Here is a 15302-nt window from a genome sequence, read left to right on the forward strand (position 1 = left end):
GGATGGGGAGTCACCCTTGCTTTTCGCAATATCCCACCTTCATTCTTCGAAAGCCTGACGAAAAATTACTGGCAGATGAACTCATTCGTTCGCAAATAGCACTGACAGCGCAAAAAGCTGAATCCTCAGAAACGTCGCTGACGGAATGATGAAAGGACTGAATATGTATAACGTAAATCCGGATGGTAAAAACCATCCGGTATTGTTATGCGACTAACAGGCTGGCGCGAACCTTGACGACAACTTTCGTAATCGCTTTCGGTTCACCCACACTGCACCCCGGTTTGTGCGGCTCTCCGGGCATAAACACCGCGAACATACCTGGTTGTAGGGTAATGCTTTGACTGTCAGCAATCTCACGGCAAAGCTGATAATCCTCCTCAACATGCATCTCTTCGCACTGGCGTGCAGAATCCGCCACGCCGAACTGAATGCGTTCCTCTCCTGCCAGCAGTAGCTGGATATCGATGTACTGCTCGTGCAGCTCTGCCTTTTTCTCCGTCGGCGATTGCGTGGCAAACTGCATCACATTCATAAAGACATCGTCCCCACGAAGCTCAACGCGGCCCGGGGTTTTCTCCTGCGGTCTGGCGGTTAACGCCAGCGTCAGTGCCTCTTCCAGCACAGGATGCAGACCGGCAGCAGATAACGTACGAACTTCACCCAATATCATCCTTTCTCTCCTTGTGCTAACAATGCCGCGCCCAGCAATCCCGCGTCGTGGCGGTAGTACGCCGCGCTGAGTTCTACGTGATAGACCGGGGGCATCTGTTCGAGACAGGCACGGACCTGCGCCAGATACCCTTGCGCCAGTCCAACACTGCCGCCGACAACCACCCGCTGACAATCGGTGACCGCTTTCGTATCGGCAATCAGCCGCGCCAGCACCTGTGCGGAGTAAGCGACCAGTCGGCGGGCCTGTTCATCGCCCTCTGCCGCGCGGGAAAAAATGGTTTTTGCATCACATCCGGCAAGTGCACCTTGCGCTGCGGCAGCAATACCGCGTCCCGACGCGACAGCCTCGACGCACCCCACCCGCCCACAGCCACACACTGGCCCATTAGGGTCCGCGAGGGTATGGCCCAGGTGTCCGGCCAGACCGCCGGTACCGGTGACTAACTGACCGTCGCTGACCACACCGCCGCCCACTCCGGTTGAAACGGTGATAAACACCATATCGCGCGTATCATCGGCAATCGCGTGATATTCCGCCCATGCGGCAGCCTGCGCATCATTGATCGCCAGCGTCGGTAATCCGGTGAGCGTTTCTAACGTCTGCACCAGCGGAAAGTGAAGCAATCCGCCCAGATTTCTCGGGTTAATCGCCAGCAGATTGCCTTCACGAATAATCCCCGTCGAGGCAACCGCCACCCGATGCGCCTGTGCCTGCAACGGTTGCACCAGCGTTTTCAGCGCGTCGCGTAGTGCCTGAGACGTTTTACTGGCGGGGGTGGGCAGCTCGCGACGTTCGCGAATCTGCATATCATCCTCCACCAGCGCGGCGGCGAGTTTAGTACCGCCAATATCAATTGCCAGCGTCGTCATAGCACCGCCCTTTTCAACGCCGTGTTATACCATTCGCAGATGTGCTCCAGCCGGGTAATCGCAGATCCTACCGTTACGGCCCAGGCGCCGTGGCGCATCGCTTCACCGGCCTGCGCCGGGGTGTTGTAGCGACCTTCAGCAATCACCCGGCACCCGGCCTCACTCAGCGATTTCACCAGCGCCAGATCCGGTTCATCAGGGGTTTCTGCCGTGGTGTAACCCGAAAGCGTGGTGCCAATAATGTCTGCACCGAGCGCCTGACAGGCCAGGCCGTCCTCCTGCGAGGAGCAATCGGCCATTGCCAGCACCTGGTGGTGATGGATACGCGCCAGCAGCGCCGCAACCGGCACCGGACGCACACGGTCAGTCCCGTCAATCGCGATAATGTCCGCGCCGGCCTGCGCCAGTGCATCCACATCTTCCAGAAACGCGGTGATGCGCACCGGAGAATCCGCAAGATCGCGCTTGAGAATGCCGATGATCGGCACGGAAACCACCGCGCGCGTCGCCTCCAGATTCTCAATCCCTTCAATACGTAACGCGACGGCCCCAGCCTGCTCTGCCGCCAGCACCATCGCTGCCACAATCTCGGGTTTATCCAGCGGACTGCCGGGAACCGGCTGGCAGGAGACAATCAAACCACCACGCGCGGCAATGTTTTTATCCAGTTGTGCAAGTAACGACATACTTCTTCCCTTACGAGTATTGCCCGGCGCAGGACCGGGCAAGTGGATTAACTTTTGCTTTTGACTAAGGGGCTTTTATCACCGCCGAACGGGATGGCGCCGCTGAACGGTTTACCGTCGATAGCGTCATGGGTACGTAGCGCCTCCGGTCGCAACCAGCGCTGGACGCGGGATGGCATATCCAGACCAATCAGCAGAATCACCACAAAGGTCAGGCTAAAAGAGAGCGATCCTAGCGCGGTGCCCAGATCCAGGCGTTGGGCAATCAGCGCCCCCAGAATCGGTGCCAGCGCCCCGCCGAGCGCCCCGACGTTATAGGTGAAGCCCAAACCCGCCGCACGCTGGTCGGTATCGAAATAGCCGCCGATCAGTTTCGGTAAGATTCCTGAGATTCCCTGGCCCAGCATCTGCTGGAAAAACAGCAGGAAACCGAGGACCCAGACGTTTGTCCCACCTATCGCAAACACCGGAATGATCAACACCTGCGAGGCCAGCAGGCTGCACACATAAGCTTTGCGGGTCCCCAGCCAGTCGCCGAGAAAACCGCCCACGCAGCAACCGACCGCGGCGCCAAAGCCGCTGAAGAAGAGTACGCGCGCCACGGTGGAAGGATCGTACGCCAGTTCCGTTTTCAGATACGTCGGCAACAGCGCCTGAATCGGCCACGAGTAGAGGAAAGCAAACAGGACGACAATCATGAGCATCACGCCCGTCGGCCAGCGCTTGCCGCTGCTTTGCACCATGAAGCTGATAAAGATCACCGCGCACAGCAAACCCAGTACCGCGACAATCGCCGCATTTTGAAGATCACCGGCAAAACAGAACCACAGTGCGGTCGCCGCCGCGATCGTCATCAGAATGTTGACGACGCGATGCTCACCCCGATAGAGAATATCAACCATCGTGCGTACTGGCGCTTTGCCTTCATGCTTCTCTTTCCAGTCCTCTGCTTCCGGTATGTTTTTCCGCAGCCAGAGGGCAAAAATAATCGGCAGAATGCCAATGAAGAACAGCGCGCGCCAGCCCCAGACCGGCACCACCAGACTGTAGACCTGAGCCGCAATCACGGCGCCAACGGAGAAACCCGAGATCAGAAAACCACTGGCCTTATTACGCAGATGTTTCGGCCAGCTTTCAATAACATAGGTCGCACTGGAACCGTATTCTCCCGCCATTCCCATGCCAATCACCAGTCGGGCGATAAACATGGTGGTGTAACCCGGCGCGAAACCACAGGCCAGCGTCCCCATTGAGAACAGAATAATACTGGTGACCATCGCCAGACGGCGTCCATAGCGGTCACCCATTGCGCCCAGCATTAACCCGCCAAACCAGCGGGAAATAAAGGCTGCCGAAATCAGGCTCGCCGCCTGAACCGTCGTCAGCCCGAATTCTCCCTGCACTTCCGTCAGCACAAGGGCAATCAACACAAAATCAAAACCATCCAGTAAATATCCCAACCATGCAGCGGAGAATGCCCGCCATTGCGCGCGGTTGAGATGGCGATACCACGGGATGCTTTGGGTAGAAGTACTCATTTTACTCTCCCGACGATTTTTGTTGTTGTGCCGGATGACGACTTTGCCTTATCCGGCACACGATTCTTTTTGTCGGCCGGGTAAGCGCAGCGCCCCCCGGCACTACGTTACGTGGTTACGCCTTCTCTGCCATTAACTGCTGCGCCAACGCCTTCAGTGCCGGCAGATATTTTTCATCCACGGGGGCAAACGGCTTACGACACAGCGGGACAGACACCACGTCCATATAGTGCAGAACCGTTTTCAGCCCGCGGAACACGCCGGTCTTAATGAGGAGATCGATAACCTTATTGCACTCTGTTTGCAGCTTTTGCGCAGTCCGGATGTCCCCTTCTTTGAGCGCTTTCACAATTCCCAGATATCGCCAGCCCATGATGTTGTAAGTACTGCCGATACCGCCGTCCGCTCCGGCCAGCAGGCCAGAAGCGAAAATTTCGTCATAACCGTTGTAAAGCACCAGATCCGGATGCGCGCGACGGATCTGCTCCATCTGAAACAGATCGCCTGACGTTTGTTTCAGTGCGCCAACGCCTGGCAACGTCACCAGCGTGTTGATCTGATCCAGGGTTAACTTCACGCCGCTTAACGCCGGAATGTTATAGACCACCATCGGCAGGCCATCCGCCGAATCAATGATGGCCCGGTAATGATCGCAGTGCTCTTCAAAACTGAACGGATAGTAGAACGGCGTCACTGCGGAGACAGCGTCAAAGCCGTAACGATGCGCTGCACGGGCGAGCTGCTGGCTCTCATGGGTGCTGACCGTCCCAACGTGCGCGATCAGCGTGACTTTGCTCTTCGCCTCTTCCGCAACCACTTCCAGCCCCTGCTCCCTTTCCGCGCAGCTCTGCACAAAGGCTTCGCCGGTGGAACCGCCTACGTACAACCCGTCGATACCCTGCGCAATGTTGAAACGCACCAGCCGGCGCAGGCTCTCAATATCCAGCTTTTGTTGGTTATCGAAAGGGGTTAACAACGCTGGCATTACGCCTCGTAAATCTTTTGCCATAACGACCTCTGTCATGATTAGTGTTATCTAACTGCATACCTTTATACCTGTTATACCAGAACAACGAAGCAGCAATATAATGCAGAACGCTTATAGTGCGATCTGCTTCACTAAACGATCGTCAGGATCGCGATCACTTACGCATTTTTGAATTTTTACCGAGGGCGTGCCAGGTGGCGGAAACGCTGTTGAGATGAGATTGCAATGCGCGATCGGCTTCATCCGGATCGCGTCGGCGAATCGCGTCCACGATGGCGATATGCTGCTGATAACTCACATTATTATGTTCGTAAAGTTCACGATCCGGCACGGTCGGGCGAGCGGCGATCAGCCAGTCAAGCAGCGCAACGTGGATCGCCATAAAGATCGGATTGCCGGGAATCTCCGCCAGCACGCGATGAAAATCGACATCTGAACGAATGAACAGCGCATTGTCATCCAGCGACTGACTGTTGATCTCAAGCGCTTTTGCCAGTAGATCGATCTGCTCTTCTGTCGCATTCTCCGCGGCATAACGCACGAGGCTGGACTCAAAGAACAGGCGCAACTGCTCAAAGTGGGCAATACCGCCAGGATGTGCGAGGAAATCTTTTGCCATCCCGGACAGTTCACCAATGATGGTGTCCGCCGAAGGGCGCGAAACGCGGGCGCGTTCGCCATTGTTGATTTGCACCAGACCTTTACGCTTCAGCGCTGCCAGCGCCTCACGCACAGAGGGACGACCGACGTTAAAAAAGGCCATCAGTTCCCGTTCGGACGGCAACTGTTCCCCCTCACCGAACTCACGGCGACGGATCATCTGCTCTAACTCTTCCTCGACCATTTCCGACAGCTTTTTACGCGCCAGCGGACGACGGCGAAGGCTACGCCCAATAGTGGCTGGAGAATCTTCTGCTTGAGAATCGAATGCGTTCATAAGACCTATTTGCGAGTCACGGTGACAAACAACAGCAGGCTCATCGTAACACAGGATCGGAAGGAGGGGGAAACCACGGCCGGCGCGATCAAAAACAGGCCCAGTGGGCCTGTTTTCATCTATTTAACAACACGTAATGCCGGTCGCCCACCACGCGGCGGCGGCGGATCGTCATCCGGATTGTTGTCATCGTCATGATCCGGTTTATCACCATCAATGACTGACATAACGGTTTCGCTCTCTGCGCCAGATGTCGCATCATCATCATTGAGACTGGCAACATCTTCATCATAAGCCGCTTCCGGTTCAAACATCGTTCCGGCACCGTTTTCACGCGCATAAATAGCCAGCACTGCCGCTAACGGCACAGAAACCTGACGCGGAACGCCGCCGAAACGCGCGTTAAAACGCACTTCGTCGTTAGCCAGTTCCAGATTCCCCACCGCGCGCGGTGCAATGTTCAGGACAATCTGTCCGTCGCGGGCATATTCCATCGGAACATGCACACCCGGCAACGTCACATCCACCACCAGGTGCGGCGTGAGCTGGTTGTCCAGCAACCACTCATAGAAAGCACGCAGCAGATACGGACGACGTGGTGTTAGCTGTGACAAATCCATCAGTATTAACCCCGGCCAAGACGCATTTCGCGTTCAGCTTCGGTTAAGGACGCCAGGAAAGAATCACGCTCAAAGACGCGGGTCATGTAACCTTTCAGCTCTTTCGCGCCCGCACCGCTGAACTCAATACCCAGCTGCGGCAGACGCCACAACAGCGGCGCCAGGTAGCAATCCACCAGGCTGAATTCATCGCTCAGGAAATACGGTTTCTGACCGAATACCGGCGCAATCGCCTGCAGTTCTTCACGCAGTTGTTTGCGGGCAACGTCAGCTTCTGAAGCAGACCCGTTAACGATGACGTTCATCAGCGTATACCAGTCTTTTTCGATACGGTGCATGTACAGGCGGCTTTCACCACGTGCCACCGGGTAAACCGGCATTAATGGCGGATGCGGGAAACGCTCATCCAGGTATTCCATAATGATGCGAGATTCCCACAGGGTCAGCTCACGATCTACCAGTGTCGGGACGCTCTGATTCGGGTTGAGGTCAATCAGATCCTGAGGTGGATTGTCCTTTTCCACGTGCTCGATCTCGAAACTTACACCTTTCTCAGCCAGCACAATGCGGACCTGATGGCTATAGATGTCAGTAGGACCAGAAAACAGCGTCATTACCGAACGTTTGTTGGCAGCGACAGCCATGAAAACCTCCAGGTATATTCAGAATTTTTACTGCTACCAGCCATCGCATGGCCAGTCAGAAGTGATGTCACCCACGTCGGAAAAGTCATCATCGTTCAAAAAGCAAACAAAAAATGAGCAATACCCGATATTTGGGCAGAAAATTGGATGATAGTTTACCAGATTTTGTGACCTTTGTGGTGAGTCGATTCTGGAAATGGGGAAAAAGAGGGTTTTGTCAGAGGATTACGCCAGATTTATCCATAAAAAAACCCGCCGAAGCGGGTTTTTTCGCCAACCGTAATCTGCCAAAGGCAGAAAACAATTAACGTTTGGAGAACTGCGGACGACGACGTGCTTTACGCAGGCCGACTTTCTTACGTTCAACCTGACGAGCATCACGAGTTACGAAGCCAGCTTTACGCAGTTCGGAACGCAGGGACTCGTCGTACTCCATCAGAGCGCGGGTGATACCGTGACGGATCGCACCAGCCTGACCAGAGATACCACCACCTTTAACAGTGATGTACAGATCCAGTTTCTCAACCATGTCGACCAGTTCCAGCGGCTGACGAACTACCATGCGGGCAGTTTCACGACCGAAGTACTGTTCCAGAGAACGTTGGTTGATAACGATTTTGCCGTTGCCCGGTTTGATGAAAACGCGAGCTGCGGAACTTTTGCGGCGACCAGTGCCGTAGTATTGATTTTCAGCCATTGCCTATAATCCCGATTAGATGTCAAGAACTTGCGGTTGCTGTGCCGCGTGGTTGTGCTCGTTGCCAGCGTAAACTTTCAGTTTACGGAACATAGCACGACCCAGCGGGCCTTTTGGCAGCATGCCTTTAACCGCGATTTCAATCACACGCTCAGGACGGCGAGCAATCATCTCTTCAAAGGTCGCTTCTTTGATACCACCGATGTGGCCGGTGTGGTGATAGTACACTTTGTCAGTACGCTTGTTGCCGGTTACAGCAACTTTGTCAGCGTTCAGAACGATGATGTAATCACCGGTATCTACGTGCGGAGTGTATTCCGCTTTATGCTTACCGCGCAGGCGACGAGCCAGTTCAGTAGCCAGACGGCCCAGAGTTTTACCGGTCGCGTCAACAACGTACCAGTCGCGTTTTACGGTTTCTGGTTTAGCTGTAAAAGTTTTCATTAAAAGCTTACCCAATAAATAAGTTACACGTTGGTGAACACCCAAACGTTATGTCAGTTGAGGTTCACACGACAAAGTCCGGCAAACCTACCCCTTCGAATAGCCAATGCCAGCACACAAAAAGTTTTGGGAAAAAAACTTTCTTGTAACGTGGGGTCGCAAGATTATAGAGAAGTCGGGGTCAAAGATCGACCCCTAAATGTGATTTGCTCAACAGTTTATTGCCAGCCGTCAGGGCATGTGCTCTCGCTTCAGATACTCTTCACTCTGCATCTCCTGTAAACGCGACAGGCAGCGCTGGAATTCGAACTTCAGTCGTTCGCCCTGATACACCTCATATAAAGGCACGGCGGCGCTCACCACCAGCTTGACGTGGCGCTCGTAAAATTCATCCACCAGCGCGATAAACCGACGCGCTTCGCTTTCCATTAACGGCGTCATTATTGGCACGTCAAACAGCATCACCGTATGGTAGAGGCGTGACAGCGCAATGTAGTCATGTTGGCTACGGGCATCGACGCACAGGGTGTGAAATGATACCGCCAGCGTCTGATTTTCCATGCCCAGCGTCGGCAATGGGCGATGATTAATCTCCAGAACCGGTCCTTGCTGTTCACGTCTGGCGCCCGCCAGCGCCAGCCAGAGGTTGTCCATCTGCTGCTGCGTTTCATTATTCAGCGGTGAGAGCCACAAATGCGCCTGGGTCAATGTCCGCAAACGATAATCCACGCCTGCGTCTACGTTCATGATGTCGCAATGCTGCTTAATCGCATCGATGGCGGGAAGAAAACGCGTGCGCTGTAACCCGTTACGGTACAGCTCATCTGGCGGAATATTCGAGGTTGCCACCAGCGTAATACCGCGCGCAAACAGCGCCTTCATCAGGCCGCCGAGCAGCATGGCGTCGGTAATATCAGAAACAAAAAACTCATCAAAACACAGCACATCCGTTTCGGCCTTAAAGCGGTCGGCCAGGATTTCGAGCGGATCGGTTTGTCCCTGCAGCGCGGTTAACTCCTCATGGACGCGCAGCATGAAGCGATGGAAGTGCAGACGCTGCTTACGAACGCCTGGCAGGCTATGGTAGAACAGATCCATCAGCCAGGTTTTTCCGCGCCCTACGCCCCCCCACATATATAAGCCTCGCACCGGCGCGCGGTGTATCTCTTCTTTTTTCCCCAGCAGTTTACCCACGCGGGCCATAAACCCTTTTGCTTCGGGAACCGCAGATGTGTTCGCCGTTAACGCCTGGTAAATGTTCTCCAGACGATTGACCGCTTCTCTCTGCACGTCGTCGGGCTGGTGAGTGCCTTCGTTAATGGCTTTCAGATAACGCGATGTGGGGGTAGAGCTCTGCATGATGTTATTGTTATTCCTTGAAAATCGGTGTGCCGTCGTTCACGGTTGACGAAAAAAAGGCCGTTCTACACTACGCGATATAAAGACGGGATTCCACTTCTGTGGGATTAGCGGTTATAGTGGCAGTATCAGGCGCAGGCATGGAGCCTAAAGCCAACACCCTACGGAAACAAAAGACAACGGGAGATGTTCATGACCTGGGAATATGCGCTAATTGGGTTAGTCGTCGGCATCATCGTCGGTGCTGTAGCCATGCGTTTTGGTAACCGGAAATTACGCCAGCAACAGGCGTTGCAGTACGAACTGGAAAAGAATAAAGCTGAGCTGGAAGAGTACCGCGAAGAGCTGGTCAGCCATTTTGCCCGCAGCGCCGAGTTGCTGGACACCATGGCCCACGATTACCGTCAGCTGTATCAGCACATGGCGAAAAGTTCCAGCAGTCTGCTGCCGGAACTGTCTGCGGAATCTAACCCGTTCCGTAACCGTCTGGCCGAGTCTGAAGCCGGCAACGACCAGGCTCCGGTACAAATGCCGCGTGACTACTCCGAAGGCGCATCCGGCCTGCTGCGTAGTGGGGCAAAACGCGACTGACCGCACAGCGATAATATTTTTCCTGGGCGCAGCGATTGCGCCCACCGCTTCTCTCCCGTCCCGACTATCATTTAATCATTATCCGCATTGTTAGCAGATTGAAAATTCAATAACATCAAACTGTTTTGAATCGTCTTTCCCTTTACTCAAGGTACGAGAGCAGGATCAATGAAAATACAAACCCAGCTGTTGAGTGCATTAGCGTTAAGTGTCGGGTTAACTCTCTCGGCGCCGTTTCAGGCCATTGCGTCGATTCCAGGCCAGGTTCCCGGCCAGCCCGCGCTTCCCAGTCTTGCCCCGATGCTCGAAAAAGTGCTGCCTGCCGTCGTTAGCGTGAAGGTTGAAGGCACCGCGACTCAAACGCAGAAAGTCCCGGAAGAGTTTAAAAAATTCTTTGGCGATGATCTGCCCGATCAGCAGGCGCAGCCGTTTGAAGGACTGGGTTCCGGGGTCATTATCGATGCCGCAAAAGGCTATGTCCTGACCAACAATCATGTGATTAATCAGGCGCAGAAGATCAGCGTTCAGTTGAATGACGGGCGTGAATTCGAGGCCAAACTGATTGGCAGCGACGATCAAAGCGACATCGCCCTGCTGCAAATTCAAAACGCCAGCAAGCTGACGCAAATCGCCATTGCCGACTCGGATAAACTGCGCGTGGGCGATTTTGCCGTGGCGGTCGGTAACCCGTTTGGTCTGGGGCAAACCGCCACCTCCGGTATCGTCTCAGCGCTGGGACGCAGTGGGTTGAACCTGGAAGGTCTGGAAAACTTTATTCAAACCGATGCTTCAATCAACCGCGGGAACTCCGGTGGCGCGCTGCTTAACCTGAACGGCGAGCTGATCGGTATTAACACCGCTATTCTTGCGCCTGGCGGCGGCAGCGTCGGGATCGGTTTTGCCATCCCCAGCAATATGGCCCGCATCCTGGCGCAGCAGCTGATTCAGTTTGGTGAAATCAAGCGGGGTCTGTTGGGGATTAAAGGGACCGAAATGACCGCCGACATCGCCAAAGCCTTCAAGATAGACGTGCAGCGCGGCGCCTTTGTCAGCGAAGTACTGCCGAACTCCGGTTCAGCCAAAGCGGGCATTAAGTCCGGCGATGTGATTACCAGTCTCAACAGCAAACCGCTCAACAGTTTTGCTGAGCTGCGTTCCCGGATTGCCACCACAGAACCCGGCACTAAAGTGAAGCTGGGCCTGTTGCGTAACGGCAAACCGCTGGAAGTGGAAGTGACACTGGATACCAGCACCTCGTCGTCTGCCAGCGCGGAGATGATTGCCCCGGCATTACAGGGCGCGACGCTGAGCGATGGTCAGCTCAAAGACGGTAATAAAGGCATCAAAATTGACAGCGTTGAAAAGAGCAGTCCCGCCGCACAGGCTGGTTTGCAGAAGGATGATGTGATCATCGGGGTCAACCGTGACCGCGTGAATTCTATCGCCGAGATGCGCAAAGTGCTGGAGGCCAAACCGTCCATTATTGCGCTACAGATCGTCCGCGGTAACGAGAGCATTTATCTGCTCCTGCGTTAAATCCAGACGACCGGGCATCAGCCTCGCGTGTGATGTCCGGTTAACTCGTGATATGCTGCTGCCGTTCCCTTTATTAATGACGCCTCCATCATGTTAGTGAAGCTCTTACGTTCGGTCGCAATTGGTTTGATTGTTGGCGCCATTCTTCTGGCCGCCATGCCTTCGCTACGCAAAATCAACACCCTTTCTGCGCCGCAATATGACAGTGCCGACGAGACGCCCGCCAGCTATAACTCTGCGGTACGTCGCGCGGCTCCCGCTGTGGTCAACGTCTATAACCGCAGTATGAACAGCACCGCGCATAATCAACTGGAAATTCGCACCCTGGGTTCAGGCGTGATTATGGATCAGCGCGGCTACATCATTACCAACAAGCATGTGATCAACGATGCCGATCAGATCATCGTCGCTTTGCAGGATGGGCGTGTGTTTGAAGCGCTGCTGGTTGGCTCCGATACGCTAACCGATCTGGCGGTACTGAAAATCAATGCCACCAGCGGTCTGCCGACGATTCCGATCAACGCCGGGCGTTCACCGCATATCGGCGACGTAGTACTGGCGATCGGTAACCCTTATAACCTCGGACAAACCATCACCCAGGGCATTATCAGCGCCACGGGGCGTATTGGTCTGAACCCGACCGGACGGCAGAACTTCCTGCAAACGGATGCCTCGATCAACCACGGTAACTCCGGTGGGGCGCTGGTGAACTCGCTGGGCGAGCTCATGGGCATCAACACCCTGTCGTTTGATAAAAGCAACGACGGCGAAACGCCGGAAGGGATCGGCTTTGCCATTCCGTTCCAGCTGGCAACCAAAATTATGGATAAGCTGATCCGCGATGGCCGTGTTATCCGTGGCTACATTGGGATTGGCGGTCGTGAAATTGCCCCACTGCACACGCAGGGCGGCGGTATGGACCAAATCCAGGGGATCGTCGTGAACGAAGTGGCGCCGGATGGCCCGGCGGCGCAGGCCGGTATTCAGGTTAACGACCTGATTATCTCCGTGAACAGCAGACCTGCGGTCTCCGCACTGGAAACCATGGACCAGGTAGCAGAGATTCGCCCAGGTTCGGTCATTCCGGTGATTGTCATGCGTGATGATAAGAAGCTGACGCTACAGGTCACTATTCAGGAATACCCGGCAACCAATTAGTTACCGGCAATCAGGCAATAAAAAACCGGAGACATATATTCGCTCCGGTTTTTTTATGGCTTCGCGGTTCGATTACTTGTTAACGAACTCTTCACCCAGTTGAATATCTTTCTTCAGGGTATCCAGCATGCCTTCCAGCGCGTTCTGCTCGAATGCGCTCAGTTTGCCGATAGACTGGCGCTCTTCTACGCCATTTTTACCCAGCAGCAGCGGCTGCGAGAAGAAACGTGCATACTGGCCATCGCCTTCAACGTAGGCACATTCAACAACGCCTTTTTCGCCCTGCAGCGCGCGAACCAGAGAAAGACCGAAACGAGCGGCCGCCTGGCCCATAGACAGGGTTGCCGATCCGCCACCTGCCTTCGCTTCAACCACTTCGGTACCTGCGTTCTGAATACGCTTGGTCAGGTCAGCGACTTCCTGGTCAGTGAAGCTCACGCCCGGGATCTGCGACAGCAGTGGCAGAATGGTCACGCCAGAGTGTCCGCCGATAACCGGAACTTCAACTTCAGTCGGCAGTTTACCTTTCAGTTCCGCCACAAAGGTGTTGGAGCGGATGATGTCCAGCGTGGTCACGCCAAACAGTTTATTTTTGTCGTAAACGCCTGCTTTTTTCAGTACTTCTGCTGCAATAGCGACAGTGGTGTTCACCGGATTGGTGATGATACCGATGCAGGCTTTCGGACAGGTCGTCGCGATCTGCTGTACCAGGTTCTTCACGATGCCCGCATTGACGTTAAACAGGTCGGAACGATCCATGCCCGGTTTACGCGCCACACCCGCGGAGATCAGCACCACGTCAGCACCGTGCAGTGCCGGGGTCGCATCTTCACCGGAGAAGCCTTTGATTTTCACAGCAGTTGGGATATGGCTAAGATCTACAGCCACACCGGGAGTCACTGGAGCGATGTCGTACAGGGAGAGTTCTGAACCTGAAGGCAGTTGGGTTTTTAACAGTAGTGCAAGCGCCTGGCCGATACCGCCGGCAGCGCCGAGGACTGCGACTTTCATCCTAAACTCCTTATTATATTGATAAACTAGTGTTTGTTGCTCCGCGGCGGCGACGTTAAACCACAAATTCGATGAATACAATCACCCGTATTCAATTCTGTGTTGTCACGCGAATTTAGCTTTTATGCATTTAATTGACGTAATCCGAAGATGTCTGTGCAGTAGAGCAACTTTCCAACAGGTGGTGACAATATACCCTACTGCCAGCCCAAAACAACATCAATTTGATAACAATTAATTTACTTTTAAGCTTATTTGCGAGGCGTGACACAGGCATGTTTCTTGATAACAATATTTGATAAAATTCCGCTCTTTCATAACATTATTTCAGCCTTCATTTGGGCAGACCATTTGCATAAAAATTCATCTGTATGCATAATAATGTTGTTTCCACTCTCATACTACGGGTGACTTATGCGAAGCTCAGCTAAGCAAGAAGAATTAGTTAAAGCGTTTAAAGCGCTACTTAAAGAAGAAAAATTCAGCTCTCAGGGTGAAATTGTCCTCGCCTTGCAGGATCAGGGCTTTGATAACATCAACCAGTCCAAAGTATCACGCATGCTGACAAAGTTTGGTGCGGTGCGTACCCGCAATGCGAAAATGGAGATGGTGTACTGCCTCCCGGCGGAACTGGGCGTACCCACCACCTCCAGCCCACTGAAAAACCTGGTGCTTGATATCGATTTTAACGATGCAGTGGTGGTGATCCACACAAGTCCTGGCGCGGCGCAGTTGATCGCCCGTCTGCTGGACTCGCTGGGTAAAGCGGAAGGCATTCTGGGCACTATCGCCGGGGATGACACCATTTTTACCACCCCGGCGAATGGCTTTACGGTAAAAGATCTCTACGAAGCCATTCTGGAGCTGTTCGAACAAGAGCTCTGACCCTCTCTCCCCCGTCGCCTGAGGCGGCGGGGTAAAACCCTGCATTAACGCCCACTTCCCGTTAATTTATCTGCCTGTTATTTAGCAAATAGTGCGCTTATCTGCCCAAAATCATTCACGCAGTGAATATGCAAACTCAAAACCGCACAAATCGCAAAACTTCATATCTACATGATTTTATTAGATATAAACAAAAACCATTACTTTTTAATTCCAGATAAGCATAAAAAAAGAAATTTTCATTACTTACGTATCGATGAAACAATTAGCGTGGTATTAATTTATCACGTGATTAGTGTATACTTGATTTTGTGATGAGGGTCACGAAACGAAGACCCCCAATAATAAATTCGACGAGGTACTTATCATGAAAATCAAAACAACTGTTGCTGCGTTAAGCGTTCTCTCTGTTCTTTCTTTCGGCGCATTCGCCGCAGATTCTATCAGCGCAGAACAAGCACAAAATCGCGAAGCGATTGGCTCTGTCTCCGTAAGTGCAATCGGCTCTAGCCCAATGGACATGCATGAAATGCTGAACAAAAAAGCCCAGGAAAAAGGCGCATCAGCGTATCAGATCACCGAAGCCCGTAGCGGTGACACCTGGCATGCCACTGCCGAATTGTACAAATAAACCCTCGTCGTCTAGTCCGACGACCTTGCCCC

General features: G+C 53.7%; 18 protein-coding genes. 6 read left to right on the forward strand and 12 right to left on the reverse strand.

Features of this window, described 5'->3' with window-relative positions; genetic code table 11:
* Positions 1-205: 205 nt before the first annotated feature.
* The 8 genes from nanQ to sspA all read right to left on the reverse strand — a co-directional run bounded on the left by nanQ (position 206) and on the right by sspA (position 6958).
* Positions 206-673, reverse strand: coding sequence for an N-acetylneuraminate anomerase (gene nanQ / locus WM46_RS16995; RefSeq protein WP_102602881.1), 468 nt, complete (start codon positions 671-673; stop codon positions 206-208).
* Positions 670-1545 carry an N-acetylmannosamine kinase gene (gene nanK, locus WM46_RS17000; RefSeq protein ID WP_102602882.1) on the reverse strand — a complete coding sequence of 292 codons (876 nt, stop codon included), beginning with the start codon at positions 1543-1545 and terminating at the stop codon, positions 670-672. The genes nanQ and nanK overlap by 4 nt, the downstream gene beginning before the upstream one ends.
* On the reverse strand, positions 1542-2231 hold the full coding sequence (locus WM46_RS17005; RefSeq protein ID WP_102602883.1) for an N-acetylmannosamine-6-phosphate 2-epimerase: 690 nt from the start codon (positions 2229-2231) through the stop codon (positions 1542-1544). Before WM46_RS17005 ends, nanK begins: the two co-directional genes overlap by 4 nt.
* Before the next feature lie 47 nt (positions 2232-2278).
* Positions 2279-3769, reverse strand: coding sequence for an MFS transporter (locus tag WM46_RS17010; protein ID WP_102602884.1), 1491 nt, complete (start codon positions 3767-3769; stop codon positions 2279-2281).
* 115 nt (positions 3770-3884) lie between these two features.
* On the reverse strand, positions 3885-4778 hold the full coding sequence (gene nanA / locus WM46_RS17015) for an N-acetylneuraminate lyase (RefSeq protein ID WP_102602885.1): 894 nt from the start codon (positions 4776-4778) through the stop codon (positions 3885-3887).
* A 133-nt stretch (positions 4779-4911) separates the two neighbouring features.
* Positions 4912-5703 (reverse strand): transcriptional regulator NanR, encoded by a 792-nt coding sequence (gene nanR / locus WM46_RS17020; protein ID WP_081093659.1) that lies wholly within the window; start codon positions 5701-5703, stop codon positions 4912-4914.
* A 110-nt stretch (positions 5704-5813) separates the two neighbouring features.
* On the reverse strand, positions 5814-6314 hold the full coding sequence (sspB, locus tag WM46_RS17025; RefSeq protein ID WP_042998320.1) for a ClpXP protease specificity-enhancing factor: 501 nt from the start codon (positions 6312-6314) through the stop codon (positions 5814-5816).
* Between the two features lie 5 nt (positions 6315-6319).
* Entirely contained in the window at positions 6320-6958 is a 639-nt protein-coding gene (sspA, locus tag WM46_RS17030) for a stringent starvation protein SspA (protein ID WP_042998321.1), read from the reverse strand.
* A 113-nt stretch (positions 6959-7071) separates the two neighbouring features.
* Between sspA and WM46_RS17040 the strand changes: the two genes are divergently transcribed.
* Positions 7072-7266: a hypothetical protein gene (locus WM46_RS17040; protein WP_099433685.1), complete on the forward strand. Its 195-nt coding sequence runs from the start codon at positions 7072-7074 to the stop codon at positions 7264-7266.
* On the opposite strand, the gene rpsI is transcribed toward WM46_RS17040, so the two are convergent.
* The 3 genes from rpsI to zapE form a co-directional block, all read right to left on the reverse strand.
* Entirely contained in the window at positions 7263-7655 is a 393-nt protein-coding gene (gene rpsI, locus WM46_RS17045; protein ID WP_000829818.1) for a 30S ribosomal protein S9, read from the reverse strand. The genes WM46_RS17040 and rpsI overlap by 4 nt on opposite strands.
* Before the next feature lie 15 nt (positions 7656-7670).
* Positions 7671-8099, reverse strand: coding sequence for a 50S ribosomal protein L13 (gene rplM / locus WM46_RS17050; RefSeq protein ID WP_042325003.1), 429 nt, complete (start codon positions 8097-8099; stop codon positions 7671-7673).
* A 231-nt stretch (positions 8100-8330) separates the two neighbouring features.
* A complete protein-coding gene (zapE, locus tag WM46_RS17060) occupies positions 8331-9458 on the reverse strand; it encodes a cell division protein ZapE (RefSeq protein ID WP_102602886.1) in 1128 nt (375 codons plus the stop codon).
* 192 nt (positions 9459-9650) lie between these two features.
* Here zapE and zapG point away from each other — a divergent pair, with 192 nt between their 5' ends.
* The 3 genes from zapG to degS all read left to right on the forward strand — a co-directional run bounded on the left by zapG (position 9651) and on the right by degS (position 12743).
* On the forward strand, positions 9651-10049 hold the full coding sequence (gene zapG / locus WM46_RS17065) for a Z-ring associated protein ZapG (protein WP_043001761.1): 399 nt from the start codon (positions 9651-9653) through the stop codon (positions 10047-10049).
* A gap of 168 nt (positions 10050-10217) precedes the next feature.
* Positions 10218-11585: a serine endoprotease DegQ gene (gene degQ, locus WM46_RS17070; protein ID WP_102602887.1), complete on the forward strand. Its 1368-nt coding sequence runs from the start codon at positions 10218-10220 to the stop codon at positions 11583-11585.
* A 90-nt stretch (positions 11586-11675) separates the two neighbouring features.
* Complete coding sequence (gene degS / locus WM46_RS17075) at positions 11676-12743, forward strand: outer membrane-stress sensor serine endopeptidase DegS (protein ID WP_061076154.1); 1068 nt, start codon at positions 11676-11678, stop codon at positions 12741-12743.
* Between the two features lie 72 nt (positions 12744-12815).
* Here the strand turns inward: degS and mdh are convergent, their stop codons facing one another.
* Positions 12816-13754, reverse strand: coding sequence for a malate dehydrogenase (gene mdh / locus WM46_RS17080; RefSeq protein WP_042998326.1), 939 nt, complete (start codon positions 13752-13754; stop codon positions 12816-12818).
* A 414-nt stretch (positions 13755-14168) separates the two neighbouring features.
* On the opposite strand from mdh, the gene argR reads away from it, so the two are divergent.
* Together argR and yhcN are read left to right on the forward strand one after the other, a co-directional pair.
* On the forward strand, positions 14169-14639 hold the full coding sequence (gene argR / locus WM46_RS17085) for a transcriptional regulator ArgR (RefSeq protein ID WP_042324992.1): 471 nt from the start codon (positions 14169-14171) through the stop codon (positions 14637-14639).
* A 367-nt stretch (positions 14640-15006) separates the two neighbouring features.
* Positions 15007-15270 (forward strand): peroxide/acid stress response protein YhcN, encoded by a 264-nt coding sequence (gene yhcN / locus WM46_RS17090; protein WP_042324990.1) that lies wholly within the window; start codon positions 15007-15009, stop codon positions 15268-15270.
* Positions 15271-15302 lie beyond the last annotated feature (32 nt).

This window comes from Citrobacter freundii complex sp. CFNIH2 (assembly GCF_002880615.1).
GTDB classification, from domain to species: domain Bacteria; phylum Pseudomonadota; class Gammaproteobacteria; order Enterobacterales; family Enterobacteriaceae; genus Citrobacter_A; species Citrobacter_A amalonaticus_F.